A 14,909-nucleotide genomic window follows, 5' to 3' on the forward strand; every position below is an offset into this window, starting at 1 on the left:
ATGCCCCGCGCGAACCCCGACGACCGGCGGCCACGCCCGGGCCGCCACCGGACCGTAGGGAGATGGCCCGATGCGGACACTCCGATTGTTGCGGGCGATGTGAGAGGAGGCGGAGCGGCACAGAACTGGGCGCAGCCTCAAAGGCTTGAAAGCGCGGTTCGCAAAACGAAGCCGGATAAGGCTTGAACTAAAAATAATCCATGTCGAGGGAAAGACAAATCACACAATGGTTGGAGGCTTAATTGCCGCCTCCGAAAACCCGCGGACGACAGATTTATCACGACGCGCTGGGTTCTCTTGGCTGACCACGCGTAACTGCCATTGGCGCTATGGCCTCAAGCTATTTTACTGCAAGAGAGAAGTTCGTCGAACATCTCTTCAAGCGCTGTGCTGGGGTTCGGAGAGCTCGAAACGATCGGATGGATGCCGCGGCTTGCCAGTACACGCTCGCGAACCGGGTCTGGCCGCAACAGGAATATAAAGCAAGGAGGCCGCTGCGCGGCGAAGCCCGCTTTCTCCCACATTTTATGGAGCCGGTAGAGAAGTAGGCGCATGTTGAGATCGTTCAGACTATAGCCAATGAACAGTATACTGCGGCTTAGAACGTCGGATCGAAACTTGATATCGAGCGGCGCCTCGAATTGCAATCGCTCGAAATAGTCGGATTCGGTGACTACTAGGGACTCGTCATCATCGAAATCTCCATGGAATTTTACGATCTGCGTCGCGTCGGGATGCGCGTTAGCGATATCAACCATAGACTTAATCTTGGTGAAGCGCTTACCTCTAAGCTCGTGTATTCTCTCAATGTTTCGATCGTAGTTTGTTGTGTATATTAATGGAAATTCGAGTTGGACAATCTGATTGTGTACGCGCGACTTTAGAAGTCGATCATCGGGAACGTACCAGCTTCGATCCATCCAGCTACGGAGTTCGCCGATGCTATTGCGCTCCAGTTTATAAAACTCGGCGATTTGAAGGTAGTCAGCGCCGTCCGGCGCCAGAACGTCTGGATCGTAGCCGAGTTCGCCGGCCATGTGGACGATCAGACCTGACCAGTCCGGAAGATTCAACGGAACCGACAGCCCCGCTCCAGCGAACAACACAACTTTCTTTCGAGAGACTAAATCCGCGAGCGATTCAATCATGCCGGCTACTCTCAAGATGAGCAGCAAATGCGTCTAATGCTAGCTTCCGCATCGAAATCTCGTTCTTTTTCTCGCCCATCTCTGCAAATGTCTGTTCATACCCCTCGGGAATGAAGACACAGTCCCATTGGAAGCTGTCGTCACCTCTAGGTTCCGGAGCGATGATGCCATTGATTGAACCCTGGAAGTACGATATCTGCCGTCCATTACAATACCCAATCTCGGTTTTGGCGGTCACCGATCCGCCCCCGAACAGGCGTGCGACGCGCTCTTTTCTCAGCGTGTCCCAGAACACCTGTGTAAGGCCTCCGGGAAAACCGTTCAGTTCCGTGAGGAACAGGCAAGTCTGCTCTACGAACACAGGGTATCCTAAAAGATGGAAGGCCCGGAGTGTCTTGTTGCGCACGATAGCCCGCACATTATCCGATTGAAGTTCGTCGATCGGAAGGTGCACGGGGACGAGTTCTACGCCCACCGATTTTAATATAGTGGACGCCTCCGCAATCTTATATTCGTTCCTGGATAGAAATCTGACGCGCATGTCCAACTCCGAGCGTGATCGCGCCGACAAGCGTCTACCATAGTTACAAGTTCGAAAGCCGAGTGTCTATGATAGATCTGCATGTGCACCTACGTGGCACCATCACTCCGACGATGGCTCGCAAACTTGCCGAGAGAAATTCGGTTCACCTCGACGTGGCCTCATGGGCGGAGAAAGGATATGGGTGGCACGACTTCACCTCTTTCCTTAGTGCATATGACCATATCGCGTCTCTCATCGTTACCACGCGGGATCTTGAGGAGGTCGCTTACGACTATCTTGCTCGGTCCGCGCAACTCGGCGCGACCTACGTCGAGTTCATGCTTTCTCCGCCCGACTTGATGCGTGTGGGCGTAGCCTTCGACGACCAACTCGCCGCTCTGTCCTCTGCGCGTGATCGAGCGCTGGAGGAGTACGGTATAGATTGCCGAATGATCGCTACCGCGGTTCGGCACTTAGGTCCGGCATCCGCCATACAGGCCGCGACGATAGCTGCGAGTCGTCGAGACGACATACTCGTCGGTTTCGGCCTCACCGGGGACGAGCGGATGTTCGTAGCTAGCGAGTTCAAGGAGGCGTTCCGCATCGCCCGATCTGAGGACCTGCGGGCGACAGCTCACGCTGGAGAGCACCTTGGGCCGGATACCATCATCGATGCGATCGAAGTACTTGGTCTGGAACGCGTGGGGCACGGGATCCGGGCGGTTGAATCGGAGTCGGTCACGCGCCAACTGGCATCCGCGAAAGTGCCGCTCGAGGTATGTCTGACGAGCAACCTCGCCCTAAACCTATATCCTTCGATCGACGAACATCCTGTTAGCCAACTAGCCGCTGCAGGGTGCGTTGTGGTGCTCGGAACAGATGACCCTGCGTTCTTTTCGACGGATATCGAGCAAGAATACAGATTAGCGGCGAACGTCGGTCTTTTGGCCGGAGACATTACTGAACAGGCAAAAGCGGCATCTTTCAAATAAATCGAACGACTCGATGTCTATTTCTGAGGGGCGTGATGACGCAAAAAATGCGGGTGAGCTGATCAGGCGCTTACTGGCGGAAGGGGTGGGATTCGAACCCACGGTGGGCTTGCACCCACGGCGGTTTTCAAGACCGCTGCCTTAAACCACTCGGCCACCCTTCCAAGCGCACGGCTCTAATGGCCGGCGCGGCGCTCAAGGTCTAGACGGACGCTCGCCGAGGTCAAGCCCCTTCGCCAGGTTCTCCAAGCCCGGTTCTCCAAGCCTGATCCCGTTCGACCGGGCCGCGTGACCGAGGTTCTCGCCCGGCCCGGCCGCGTGACCGGCGTTCTCCTCCGGTCGGGCCGCGGGACGCGCGTTTGCCCCCTTCGATCGACGAAGCCGGTTCGCGCCCGCGCACGCCTCAAGCCGACGTCGGCGCGCCGGCCCCGAGGCCCATGCGGTCGAGGATCGCTTCGCGGGCGCGGCGGGAGCCGCCGAGGCGGTCCTTGGCGGCGGCGAGGATCTCCGGCGTCGCCTCGGCCGGCGTGCCGGAGGCGAACGGCGGGGCGGGGGCATATTCGAGGCCGAGCTGGACGATTTCGGCCTCCGACTGGCCGTAGAGCTCGGCGAGCACCGCGAGGCCGAAATCGATGCCGCTGGTGACGCCGCCGGCGCTGATGACGTTGCCGTCGCGCACGATGCGGCCCTCGGTCGGGATCGCGCCGAAGCGGGCGAGGAAATCGTGGGCGTACCAGTGCGTCGTGGCGCGCCGCCCTTCGAGGAGCCCGGCGGCACCGAGCACCAGGGCGCCGGTGCACACCGAGGTGATGTACCGCGCTTCGCCCGCGCGGGCGCGCACGAAGTCGAGGGTTTCCGCGTCCTCGAGGAGGGCGTTGATTCCCGAGCCGCCCGGCACGCAGACGACGTCGAGCGGCGGGCAGTCGGCGAAGGTCGTCGTCGGCGTCAGCACGAGGCCGGTCGCGGTCCTGAGCGGCGCGAGGTCCTTCCACATCAGATGGACCTCGCTGTCCCGCGCCGAGGCGAACACCTCGTAGGGCCCGGTCAGATCGAGCTGCTGCACGTTCGGGAAAATCAGGAGTCCGAAGCGGATCGTCATGGCGGGTCTCCCCGGAGGCTCGTGCGGGCCACGATGCACGATCGAACAAGGTGGCACCAGGGGGCGAGGCCGCGCCGCGGCGCCGTCGCGCCGGGAGGGGACAGACCTCAGCCGGCGAAGGCCCGCTCCAGCGCCGCCGCGAGGGCGGCGGGCTCGCCCGAGAGCGTCACGGTCTTGAGGCGTGCGGTGCCGCCGGCGGTCACCGCGACGGTCGAGCGGGGCAAGGCGAGGGTCTTGGCGAGAAGCGCTTCCAGCGCGGCGTTGGCGGCGCCCTTTTCCGGCACGGCGCGCACCCGGGCGGCGAGCACGGTCGAGCCGTCGGAGAGGGCGGCGATGCCCTCGACCGCATCGCGGCCGCCGCGTGGCGTCAGGCGCACGCGCAGCGACACGCCGGCCGAGAGGGTGCTCCACGGCCGGGCGGGGGGCGGGGCCGCCTTCTGGCTCGATCCGGACGACACGGCGCCGCCGCGGGTCGGCTCAGAACACGTACGGATAGACGTAGCGCAGGATGACGTTCTGGATGAGGAAGATCAGCAAGAGCACGACGACCGGCGACAGATCGAGACCGCCGAGATTGGGCATGATCTGGCGGATCGGGCGCAGCACCGGCTCGGTCAGCCGGTAGAGCGCATCGCCGATCATGGCGACGACCCGGTTGCGCGGGTTCACCACGTTGAAGGCGTAGAGCCAGGAAAACAACGCCCCGATGATGATCACCCACTGATAGAGGTTCAGGACGAGCATGAGGACGTCGAGAATGGCGCGCATGTCGAGGCTTCAATCCGCTGCTGCGGCCGGCGATCCGGCCCTTGCGAGGTCTCGGCTCATGTAAAGCGCGCCGCGGCCGGCCGCAAGCCGGGCCGGGGACGGCCGACAGACCGGGGCAAGGTTCTTCGCGCGGACAGTGGCGGGGCGGCTGTGGTGATCGGAGGTCGGTCGGCGGCGCGATGGACCGCCGAAGTGCTGGAGTGTTAGCCCTGAACGGCGCCGCCGTATCCTTCTCCCCGCTCGGGGAGAAGGTGCCCCGAACGGGCGAACGAGGGGATTTTTTCATGGTCTTACAAAGGATATAGCAGAAGGGGCGAGGGTTGATTGGCCCTTCATCCGGCCCTCTCGGGCCACCTTCTCCCCAATTGCGGGGAGAAGGAAGAGCGGGAGAGGTAGCGCCTCTTCGATCACCCCACGCAGAGCAGGGCAGGGGGTGGCACAAGGCGACGCCGACAGGCCTTCCGACCCCAGAGGGTGGTCGGACCGGTGCCTGGAATACCGATCGGGGTTCGCAGCCGAGCCCCGCCCCTGGACCCGACTCAGCGGCGGAGGACGCCGCCGGTCGCCTTCTCGACGCCGGCGACGATGCGGCCGGCGACGGCCTCGATCTCGGCGTCCGTCAGGGTGCGCTCCTTCGGGGCGAGCACCACTTCGATCGCGATCGACTTGGCGCCCTCGGCGACACCCGGCCCCTCGTAGAGGTCGAACACCGAGACGCGCTCGATCAGCGTCTTCTCGGCCTGGGTCGCGGCCTTGACGATGTCGGCGCTCGCCGTCGCGCGCGGCACCACGAAGGCGAAGTCGCGGCGCACCGGCATCAGGTCGGAGACGGCGATCGGCGGCTTCGCCCGGGTCGGACGCGCCTTCTGCGCCGGCGCGGCCTCGATCAGGATCTCGAAGGCGGCGATCGGGCCGGTCACGTCGAGCGCTTCCAGCGCGGCCGGGTGCAGCTCGCCGAAATGGCCGAGCACGATCGGGCCGAGCCGCAGCGTGCCCGAGCGGCCGGGATGGAACCAGGCCGGGGCGTCGCGGGTGATCTGGACGCGGTCGGCCGGCGCGCCGATGGCGTCGAGCACGGCGAGCGCGTCGGCCTTGGCGTCGAAGGCATCGACGGGCTTCGCCGCGCCCTGCCAGTGGCGGCCGCTGCCGGCGAGCCCGGCGGTGCCGCGGCGCAGGCCCGCGGCGGCGCGCTTCTGGTCTTCCGGCTTGTCGCCGAGGAAGATCTGGCCGACTTCGAACAGAGCGGTGTCGCCGAAGCCGCGGTCGGCGTTGCGCTGGGCGGCGCTCGCGAGCCCGGGAATGAGGCTCGGGCGCATGTCGGAGAGGTCGGAGGCGATCGGGTTCGACAGTGCGAGCTCCGGCGCGCCGCCGCCGAAGGCCGTCGCCTGGGCCTTTGAGAGGAACGACCACGTCACCGCCTCAACGAGGCCGCGGGAGGCCAAGGTGCGGCGGGCGTTGCGGGCGCGCAGTTGCCCGAGGGTCAGAACGCGGGTGCCGATCGGCGCGGTGCGCGCCATCGGCTTCAGCGGCACGCGGTCGAGCCCGACCATGCGCACCACCTCTTCCACGAGATCGGCCTTGCCCTCGATGTCGCCGCGCCAGCTCGGCGGCGTCACCCGGCGCACCGCACCGTCGCCGGCGACCGTGAAGCCGAGGCTTTCGAGGTGGCCGACGATCGTGGCGGCATCGACATCGAGGCCGGACAGGCGGGCGACTTCGGAGAGCGGGAACTCGATGGTGCGGGTCGCGATCTCAGTCGAGCCGGCGACGACGATCGCGCTCGGCGTGCCGCCGCAGAGATCGACGACGAGCTTCGTCGCGAGTTCGAGGCCCGGCACCGTCATGGCCGGATCGACGCCGCGCTCGAAGCGGAAGCGGGCGTCCGAATTGAGGCCGAGCCGGCGGCCGGTCTGGGCGATGTTGAGGGCGTCCCACAGCGCCGATTCGATCAGCACGTCGGTGGTCGCCTCGGTCACGCCGCTCGTCTCGCCGCCCATGATGCCGGCGAGCGACTCGAGGCCCTGGTCGTCGGCGATCACGCAGATCGCGTCGTCCACCTCGTAGGTGCGGCCATCGAGGGCGAGCAGCGTCTCGCCGGGCCGGCCGCGGCGCACCACGAGATCGCCCTTCACCTTGGCCGCGTCGAAGACGTGGAGCGGGCGGCCGCGGTCGAACGTCATGTAATTGGTGATGTCGACGAGGGCGCTGATCGGGCGCAGACCGATCGCCTTCAGCCGGCGCTGCATCCAGTCCGGCGACGGGCCGTTGCGCACGCCGCGGACGAGGCGGAGCGCGAACAGGGGCGACAGCGGCGCGGTGTCGCCGAATTCGAGGCGTACGCCCGTCGGGCAGGGGAAGGCGTCCGCGACGGGGGCGATCGCCGGGGTGATCACGCGGCCGAGGCCCGAGGCGGCGAGATCGCGGGCGATGCCCTGGATGCCGAGGCAATCGGCGCGGTTCGGCGTCACCGCGATCTCGATCACCGGATCGCCGAGCCCGGCCCAATCGGCATAGGCGGTGCCGACCGGCGCGTCGGCCGGCAGTTCGATGATGCCGTTGTGTTCGTCGGACAGGCCGAGCTCCCGCTCGGAGACGAGCATGCCGCGGCTCTCGACGCCGCGGATGGTGCCGACCTTCAGATCGACGCCAGTGCCGGGCACGTGGGTGCCGGGCGCAGCGAATACGGCCTTCATCCCGGCGCGCGCGTTGGGGGCGCCGCACACCACCTGGATCGGCTCGCCCGCCCCGGTCTCGACCATGCAGACGCGCAGCTTGTCGGCGTTCGGGTGCTTCTCGGCCGAGACGACCGAGGCGATGACGAAGGGCTCCAGCGCGGCTCCGGGGTTCTCGACGCCTTCGACCTCGAGCCCGACCGTGGTCAGCCGGTCGACGATGGCGTCGAGGCTGGCGTCGGTCTCGAGGTGGTCCTTGAGCCAGGAGAGAGTGAACTTCATCGCGTGTCGTTCCGGTCTCGGGCGCACCGGCTCGTTTGCCGGGCGCGATCAGCGTCACGGCGATAGAACCTTTCGCCGCCGCTTTCCAGTCCGCAGGCAAAGAAAGCGGCGTCGCGGGCGCCGGAAGGGCCTTACGACAGCGCGGCCGAGAGGCGGTGGAAGGCCGGCTCGTTGGCCGGCAGGCCGAAGCGCAACAGCGTCGGCCGATCCGGAAAGCGGCGCACCAGGATGCCAGCACGGCCGAGCTTCTCGTAGATCTGCGGCGCATCGTCGGAACGGGCGAGGCGGAACAGCGGCGTGCCGCCGACGATCTGGAAGCCGGCGACCTCCAGGATGGCGTCGAGGCGCACGCTGTCGTGGGTGAGGCGCGCGCGCATCAGCCGGGCCCATTCGGTATCGGACAGCGCCGCCGCGCCGATGGCGATCGCCGGGCCCGACACCGCCCACGGCCCGAGCTCCTGGCGCAGCCGCTGGGCGATCGGCGGCGCCGCGATGGCGAAGCCGAGGCGCACGCCGGCGAGGCCGTGGAACTTGCCGAACGAGCGCAGCACGACGGCACGACCGTGCTCGATGTCGCCGGCGATGCTCTCGGAGAGCGGCGCCACCTCCATGAACGCCTCGTCGACGACGAGCAGGCCGCCGCGGCGGCCGAGGCCTTCGGCGAGGGCGATGAGCCGGGTGCGCGGGGTCAGCCGTCCGTCCGGATTGTTTGGATTGACGACGACCGCGAGGTCGGACGCCGCGAGCTCGATCGGCGACGTGACTTCGCGGACCTGATGGCCGGCGAGCTTCGCCGCACGGGCGTGCTCGGCATAGGTCGGCGACAGCACCGCGCAGCGTCCGGGGGGGACCAACCGGGCGACGAGGGGGAGGAGGATCTGCGTGCCGGGCGCGCAGACGACATGGCGCGCAGAGGGCGCGCCGTAGGCCCTGGCGGCGGCCTCGGCGAGGGTTTCGAGGGCGTCGGGCTCGGGCAGGCGGCGGAAGGTCGACACGGTGAGCCGCGGCAGCGGATAGGAATGCGGGTTGATGCCGGTCGAGAGGTCGATTAGCGGCTCGGTCGCGCCCGGAAAGGCGCGGCGCGCGGCACCGAGATCGCCGCCGTGGGCGAGGTGCGGACCGGTGCCGTCGAAATCGGAGGGACGCATCCTCATCCCCGCCTCAGAACTCGATGCCCGGCTGGGCCTTCACGCCCGCCGCGAAATGGTGCTTCACGGCCGTCATTTCCGTCACGAGATCCGCGGCGGCGACGAGGTCCGGCTTGGCGTTGCGACCGGTCGCGACGACGTGGAGATCCCCCCGGCGCGCCGCAAGCGCCGCGACGACCTCGGCGAGATCGAGATAATCATAGCGCAGGGCGATGTTGATCTCGTCGAGAATGACGAGGCCGAAGCGGGGCTCCGCCATCAGCGCCTTCGCCGTCTCCCACGCCCGGTTTGCGGCGGCTTTGTCGCGGACGAGATCCTGGGTCTCCCAGGTGAAGCCTTCGCCCATGGCGTGCCAGGCGACGCGGTCGCCGAACGCCTGCGTGAGCGCGTGCTGCTCGCCGGTATCCCAGGCGCCCTTGATGAACTGCACCACGGCAACGTCGCGGCCGCGGCCGAGCATGCGCAAGGCGAGCCCGAACGCCGCGGTCGATTTGCCCTTGCCGGGGCCGGTGTGGACGATGAGGAGACCCTTCTCGATCGTCTTCTCGGCGACCTCGGCGTCCTGAACCCGCTTGCGCACAGCCATCTTCGCCTTGTGGCGGGCGGCGGCCTCCGGATCGATCTCGCCGCTCATGAGCGCCCCCGCGTCGGGTGGCGGGGCAGCGGGAGGAGAAGCAGAGGTTCGGCGGGCATTTTCCAAGGGGTCCGAGGGTCAGGGAGGGCGTCCGGCTCGAATCAAGAGCCGGGCGGTCCTTTCGCCTCAGAGTGGCGGGCTCGCGGCCGCCCGTCCAGCAGAGAAGCGCAACGCGTGCGCTTTCCCGGGGATCACGATCCCGGCTGCGCCAGGATCAGGTCCCAGAAGACGTGATATTTGCTGCTCGGCACATAGGCGGTCGCGATGCCGATCCGAGTCACGGCCGGATTGAGCATGTTGGCGTTGTGCGGGGGCGAGTCGCGCCAGCCGGAGAAGGCCTGGGCGAGCGTCAGGTAGCCGGCAGAGACGTTCTCGGCGGCGGCGCGCGGCGCATAGCCGGCCTTCTGCAGCCGGACCATGGGCGAACGGTCGCCCTCGAGCGAAGCCTGGACGGAATCGCGGGCGGCGAGTACCTGGACCTGCTTTTCGGCGATCGCCGTCAAGGCGGGATCGACCGTCACCGGGCCGAGGCCGTGGTTTGCGCGATATTGCGAGATCATCGTCGCCGCGGCCTGGGCGTCCACGGTGGCGCCCGGCGTGTCGAGATAATCATAGAAGGTCGGCCGCGACGGTCCCGTGGTCTCGGCACAGGAGCCGAGGAGAAGCGCGGCGGCGACGGCGATGAAGGCGAATGTGCGGGGGGAAGCGATCATGATGGCCGCGTTGTCCGCGAGCCCCGGCGCCGGGTCAAGCGCGCAGAGGTTAACACGCACAAGGCGGGCGCCCGCGGCGCGGGCAAAGCCGCTGCCCGCGCCGGTCGCAAGGTCAAGTCCGACCGATCAAATATCGAGGAAGACGGTCTCGCGGTCGCCCTGGAGGTGGATGTCGAAGGTGTAGGTCGGGACGCCCTCGACGAGCGTGCGCGGCGCGATCAGCGTCGCCACACGGGCGCGATTCTCGATTCTGGCGAGCAGCGGGTCGGCCGCGTTCGCCGCCTCCTCGTCGCCGAAATAGAGCCGGGTGTGGAGCCCGACATTGATGCCGCGGGCGACGATCCAAAAGGTGATGTGCGGCGCCATCGGACGGCCGTCCGGAAAAGGCACCGGACCCGGCTTGATGGTCTCGAAGCGGTAGACGCCCGTCGTTCCGTCGGTCGGCTGGCGGCCCCATCCCTTGAAGGCGGGATCGGCCTTACCGCGCCGCTCCGCCGGGCTGTTGTGGAACCCGGCCGCATCGGCCTGCCAGATCTCCAGAAGCGCGTCCTTGAGCGGGTTGCCGCTGCCGTCGATCACGCGGCCGGTCACGACGATACGCTCGCCCTTCGTTTCGGGCGTGACGAGAACCGAACCGAGATCCTCGTCCCAGACACCGGTGATGCCGACCCAGTTCGGGGTGCAGCCGATGTGGACATAGGGACCGGCCGTCTGCGACGGCGATTCCTTCAGGCGGTCGAGGCTCTGGACCATCAGTTGCCCTCCTTCCGGTTCTCGAACAGGGTCGAGCGGCGCCCGCGCAGCACGATGTCGAACTTGTAGGCGAGGGCGTCCATCGGCAGGCAGCTCTCGCGGTCGAGGGCGGCGACGAGGCGTTCGATCGCCTTGTCGTCGGGAATGGAGCGGACGATCGGGCACTGCCAGATCATCGGATCGCCCTCGAAATACATCTGGGTGATGAGCCGCTGGGCGAAGGCGTGGCCGAACAGCGAGAAGTGGATGTGGGCCGGGCGCCAATCGTTGACGCCATTCGGCCACGGGTAGGCGCCCGGCTTGATGGTGCGGAACGTGTAGCGGCCCTCGGCGTCGGTGATCGTGCGGCCGCAGCCGCCGAAGTTCGGATCGATCGCCGCGAGGTAGCTTTCTTTCTTGTGGCGATAGCGCCCGCCGGCATTCGCCTGCCAGAATTCGACGAGCACCCCGGGCAGCGGCCGGGCGTCCTCGTCGAGGACACGGCCGGACACGATGATGCGCTGGCCGATCGGATCGCCGGTCTTCGCGTAGTTGCGGATGAGATCGTTGTCGAGCGGACCGAGCATGTCGTGGCCGAACACCGGCCCGGTCATCTCCGACAGCGTGTTGCCGAGCGACAAGAGCGCCTGGCGCGGCGAGCGCAGCACGGAGGTCTTGTAGGCCGGGAAGAAGGCCGGCGGATGCCAGTCGCGATCCCGCTGATAGAACGAGCCATCCCGTTGGTGGGACGATCCCTGGTCCGACATCGTCGGTCCTCCCTGTTCCCGTTGTCGCCGGCGGCGCGTCAGGCGCCTTCGGCCGCGTCCGTTTTGGCCGGGTCTGTTTTGGCGGAATCTTCCGCCGCCATCTCCGCGTAGGTCTTCTTGACGATCTTGAAGGCGTGGTTGGCCGCCGGCACGCCCGCATAGATCGCGACGTGCAGCAGCGCTTCCTTGATGTCCTCCGGCGTCGCGCCGGTGTTGCGGGTCGCGCGGACATGCATCGCGACCTCGGCATCGTGGCCGAGGGCGGCGAGGAGGGCGATCGTCATCATCGAGCGCTCGCGGAGGCTCGCGCCCGGCCGCGACCACACCGAACCCCAGGCGGTTTCGGTGATGAGCGTCTGGAAGTCCGCATCGAACGGCGTCATCGCCGCGGTGGCGGCGTCGACATAGTCCCCGCCGAGCACCCGGCGGCGGGTCGCCATGCCGGTGCGGAAGCGTTCGGTCGGCTCGACGGTCGTCGGTTCGGCGTCAGACATGAAGCGTCTCCGCGAAATGGGCCGCGATGAGCGAGGCCGCGATCTCCGGCTGCTCCAGGCAGGGCAGGTGGCCGCAAGAGGGGATGATCTCGAAGCGGGCGCCCGGGATCCGGTCGGCCGTCGCCCGCACCAGATCGGGCGGCGTCGAGCCGTCCTGATCGCCGACGAGGCAGAGGGTGGGCAGGCGGATCGCAGCGGTCGAGCCGGTGAGGTCTGCATCGCGGATCGCCGCGCAGGCGGCGATGTAGCCGTCGGCCGGGCTGCGCACGAGCATCGTGCGCCATCCGAACGTCTCGACCGGACGGCTCGCGCGGAAGGCGGGCGTGAACCAGCGCTCCATCACCGCGTCGGCGATGCTCTCGAGACCGCCGGCGCGGATCGCCGCGATGCGGGCGGCCCAACTCTCCGCCGTGCCGATGCGCGCCGCGGTGTTGGAGAGGACGAGGCTCGTCACCCGCTCCGGCACGTGGGCGGCGACGGTCTGGGCGATCAGCCCGCCGATCGACAGCCCCACGAGGGCGAAGCGGGCGATGCCGAGATGATCGAGGAGGGCGAGGAGGTCGGCGGCGTGGTCGGCCATCGACGAGGCGTCGCCGCGGCCTTCGCTCAGCCCGTGGCCACGCTTGTCGTACAGGACGACGCGGTACGTACCGGCGAGCCGGGCGGCGACGTCGGCCCAGATCCGGAAGTCGGTGCCGAGCGAGTTGATGAGGACGACGGCCGGGGCCTCGGCGGGCCCGAGGACCTGCCAATGGAGAACGAGATCGTTGACGCGGGCAAAGGGCACGACGGACACGCTCGAGGTTCGAGGAATTCCACGATCCAAGCGTTAAGCGCGTGCAATGCTCATGTAAAATGAGATTTTCGGGCCGCCGTATAAGCTCAGGGTTATGGCGAGCCGGGATTTCAGCGCAGAGCGTCGAACCGCGCCGCGACGGTCTCGGTGTCCGTGATCCAGCAATAGCCGCCGAACGCGGCGAGCGCGCCTTCGTGCCGCTCCGGCGTCGGGGCCGCGCAGGCATCACCGACGCAGGTGACGAGATAGCCGCGATCGGCACCGTCGCGCACCGCCATGTCGACGCACTGGTCGGTGAGCACACCGGCGATCACGAGTTGGCGGACGCCGAGATTCTTGAGGAGATAATCGAGGTTCGTCGAGTTGAAGACGCCGGACGACGTCTTCGGCAGCAGGATCTCGTCGCCGACGGGCGCGAGTTCGGGCGGCGGCAGGCCTTCGGCCAGGCTCGGGGGCACATGCATCGGGGTGAGTTTGTGATCGAGGGAGCGGTCGCGGCCGTCCTCGGTCAGGCTCTGGATGATGGTGTGCAGGACCTCGATCCCCGCCGCGCGGGCGGCGGCGAGGAGGCGGCGCTGGTTCGGCACGACCCGCTCGCGGACCTCGCGATAGAAATAATGATCCGGCCCCCGCTCGGGATGAAAGGGATCGAGCCCCGGCTCGATCCAGATGCGCTGCATGTCGACGAGGAGAAGGCCCGTCTCGCCCTTGCGGAACGGCGCATCGCGGCGGGGAAGGGGGGAGGAGGTCATCGGGCACTCTCGGGCACGGCTAAACGGCGCCCGAGCCATCGGCGAGACGGCGCGTGGTGTCAATCGGGGGCGATACGGTTCATCGGACGAGGCGCGTCGGCGCCGGGGCCATCGGACCGCGTCCCCCAGGCTCAGACGTCGAGGATCGGCAGGAAGCCGCCGAAGATCATGCGCTTGCCATCGAACGGCATGTCGCCGATGGCGGCCATGCGCGGATCCGCCATCGAGCCGGCGTGCGCGGCGTCACGCACCTCCTTCGAAGCATATTCGATCCAACTGAAGACGACGACCTCGTCCTCCTTGGCATCGACGGCACGGCGGAAATCGGTCAACTTGCCGTCGGGTACGTCGTCGCCCCAGCATTCGACGACGCGCAAGGCGCCATACTCCTTGAAGATCGGCGCCGCCGCGGCGGCAACGCGGCGGAACTCCTCCTGCTTGTCTGCGGGCACGGCAATGACGAATCCGTCCACGTAGGGCATGCCATCCTCCTGTTCGGGTGCTCGGGACAAGGCGGCTAGCAGCGCGCCGCCTTCGGGCGGGCGCGCGTCGTGGGCCGGCGGGTGGTCGCGTCGGCGTTTCCCTGGCGCGCCGTCTATGCGACGCTACCGCTCGGCCTCGCCAAAGTGCGGTGGCCGGTGTATGAGTTGATATCAACGTAAAAGTCCCATGTCAAACCGACCGTCCAAACCAATCTCAGCGTCGAAGCCGAACGGGGCGCCCAAGTCAGGCCAGGCGGCGTCCCCTCGCGCGGCCAGATCGAACCAGGTTGCCGAGCCGCCTCGCGCTTCCAAGCCGCCTCACGCGTCCAAGTCGGAAGGGGCTTCCAAGTGGGACAGGGATTCTAAGCCGGACAGGGCTTCCGAGCAGGACCGAGCGGTCCGGGCAGACGCCGGGGCACCGCGCGCGGCTGCTAGGCCGAAAGCCGCGAGGCCGGTGCCGTTCGAGATCACGATCGAGGTTCGCGACACCTGCCTTTGCCTCTATCTGCAACGGGCGGCGAGGGCGCTCGCACGCACGTTCGACGACGCGCTGCGCCCGGTCGGGCTGACCAACGGGCAATTCTCGCTGCTGATGGCCCTGAACCGCCCGGAGCCGCCGCCGCTCGGGCCGGTGGCGCAACTCCTCGCGATGGACCGCACAACGCTGACCGCGGCCCTGAAGCCGCTCGAGCGGGACGGGCTCGTGCGCATCGAGACCGACCCCAACGATCGCCGCAGCCGGCGCCTCGCGCTCACCGAGGCGGGGGCCGAGCGCCTCGCCGCCGCGGTCCCGATCTGGCGCGCCACCCACGCGACCGTCGAAGTCGCCCTGCCGCCCGACGCCGACCCGGTCGTGCTGCGCGCCGCGCTGATTGCGCTGACGGGGTGAGGCACTGCGCCGGCGAAG

General features: G+C 67.5%; 17 protein-coding genes and 1 tRNA gene. 2 read left to right on the plus strand and 16 right to left on the minus strand.

The genetic code is table 11. The features are described from left to right. Nucleotides 1–335: 335 nt before the first annotated feature. Entirely contained in the window at nt 336–1,148 is an 813-nt protein-coding gene (locus F0357_RS00515; RefSeq protein ID WP_153477574.1) for an SIR2 family protein, read from the minus strand. After that, the gene (locus F0357_RS00520) at nt 1,141–1,689 is read right to left on the minus strand and encodes a non-canonical purine NTP pyrophosphatase (protein WP_153477578.1); all 549 of its coding nucleotides are present in this window, start codon (nt 1,687–1,689) and stop codon (nt 1,141–1,143) included. The genes F0357_RS00515 and F0357_RS00520 overlap by 8 nt, the downstream gene beginning before the upstream one ends. Before the next feature lie 68 nt (nt 1,690–1,757). Here F0357_RS00520 and add point away from each other — a divergent pair, with 68 nt between their 5' ends. Further along, the gene (add, locus tag F0357_RS00525) at nt 1,758–2,663 is read left to right on the plus strand and encodes an adenosine deaminase (protein WP_153477580.1); all 906 of its coding nucleotides are present in this window, start codon (nt 1,758–1,760) and stop codon (nt 2,661–2,663) included. 74 nt (nt 2,664–2,737) lie between these two features. Here the strand turns inward: add and F0357_RS00530 are convergent. The 14 genes from F0357_RS00530 to F0357_RS00595 form a co-directional block, all read right to left on the minus strand. Beyond that, nucleotides 2,738–2,827: transfer RNA gene (locus F0357_RS00530), tRNA-Ser, on the minus strand. Between the two features lie 239 nt (nt 2,828–3,066). After that, entirely contained in the window at nt 3,067–3,762 is a 696-nt protein-coding gene (locus F0357_RS00535) for a DJ-1/PfpI family protein (RefSeq protein ID WP_153477583.1), read from the minus strand. A 107-nt stretch (nt 3,763–3,869) separates the two neighbouring features. After that, nucleotides 3,870–4,220, minus strand: a complete 351-nt coding sequence (locus F0357_RS00540) for a DUF167 family protein (protein WP_312861391.1) — start codon at nt 4,218–4,220, stop codon at nt 3,870–3,872. 19 nt (nt 4,221–4,239) lie between these two features. Next, nucleotides 4,240–4,530: a YggT family protein gene (locus F0357_RS00545; protein ID WP_153477586.1), complete on the minus strand. Its 291-nt coding sequence runs from the start codon at nt 4,528–4,530 to the stop codon at nt 4,240–4,242. 539 nt (nt 4,531–5,069) lie between these two features. Next, nucleotides 5,070–7,484, minus strand: coding sequence for a phenylalanine--tRNA ligase subunit beta (gene pheT, locus F0357_RS00550; protein ID WP_153477588.1), 2,415 nt, complete (start codon nt 7,482–7,484; stop codon nt 5,070–5,072). A gap of 131 nt (nt 7,485–7,615) precedes the next feature. Further along, entirely contained in the window at nt 7,616–8,638 is a 1,023-nt protein-coding gene (gene cobD, locus F0357_RS00555) for a threonine-phosphate decarboxylase CobD (RefSeq protein ID WP_246161280.1), read from the minus strand. 7 nt (nt 8,639–8,645) lie between these two features. Next, complete coding sequence (gene cobO / locus F0357_RS00560) at nt 8,646–9,266, minus strand: cob(I)yrinic acid a,c-diamide adenosyltransferase (RefSeq protein WP_153477591.1); 621 nt, start codon at nt 9,264–9,266, stop codon at nt 8,646–8,648. A 191-nt stretch (nt 9,267–9,457) separates the two neighbouring features. Beyond that, a complete protein-coding gene (locus tag F0357_RS00565; RefSeq protein WP_153477594.1) occupies nt 9,458–9,979 on the minus strand; it encodes a CAP domain-containing protein in 522 nt (173 codons plus the stop codon). A 126-nt stretch (nt 9,980–10,105) separates the two neighbouring features. After that, nucleotides 10,106–10,732 (minus strand): protocatechuate 3,4-dioxygenase subunit alpha, encoded by a 627-nt coding sequence (pcaG, locus tag F0357_RS00570; RefSeq protein WP_153477596.1) that lies wholly within the window; start codon nt 10,730–10,732, stop codon nt 10,106–10,108. Then, nucleotides 10,732–11,478 (minus strand): protocatechuate 3,4-dioxygenase subunit beta, encoded by a 747-nt coding sequence (gene pcaH, locus F0357_RS00575; protein ID WP_153477598.1) that lies wholly within the window; start codon nt 11,476–11,478, stop codon nt 10,732–10,734. Before pcaH ends, pcaG begins: the two co-directional genes overlap by 1 nt. Before the next feature lie 38 nt (nt 11,479–11,516). Further along, nucleotides 11,517–11,972, minus strand: a complete 456-nt coding sequence (gene pcaC / locus F0357_RS00580) for a 4-carboxymuconolactone decarboxylase (RefSeq protein WP_153477600.1) — start codon at nt 11,970–11,972, stop codon at nt 11,517–11,519. After that, entirely contained in the window at nt 11,965–12,759 is a 795-nt protein-coding gene (gene pcaD / locus F0357_RS00585; protein ID WP_312861662.1) for a 3-oxoadipate enol-lactonase, read from the minus strand. Before pcaD ends, pcaC begins: the two co-directional genes overlap by 8 nt. 119 nt (nt 12,760–12,878) lie before the next feature. Beyond that, nucleotides 12,879–13,520 (minus strand): cysteine hydrolase family protein, encoded by a 642-nt coding sequence (locus F0357_RS00590; protein ID WP_153477604.1) that lies wholly within the window; start codon nt 13,518–13,520, stop codon nt 12,879–12,881. Nucleotides 13,521–13,651: 131 nt separating this feature from the next. Then, a complete protein-coding gene (locus tag F0357_RS00595) occupies nt 13,652–14,002 on the minus strand; it encodes a DUF1428 domain-containing protein (protein WP_153477606.1) in 351 nt (116 codons plus the stop codon). A 454-nt stretch (nt 14,003–14,456) separates the two neighbouring features. Here F0357_RS00595 and F0357_RS24290 point away from each other — a divergent pair, with 454 nt between their 5' ends. Continuing rightward, nucleotides 14,457–14,891: a MarR family winged helix-turn-helix transcriptional regulator gene (locus F0357_RS24290; protein WP_312861392.1), complete on the plus strand. Its 435-nt coding sequence runs from the start codon at nt 14,457–14,459 to the stop codon at nt 14,889–14,891. Nucleotides 14,892–14,909 lie beyond the last annotated feature (18 nt).

Source organism: Segnochrobactrum spirostomi, assembly GCF_009600605.1.
Taxonomy (GTDB): Bacteria; Pseudomonadota; Alphaproteobacteria; order Rhizobiales; family Segnochrobactraceae; genus Segnochrobactrum; species Segnochrobactrum spirostomi.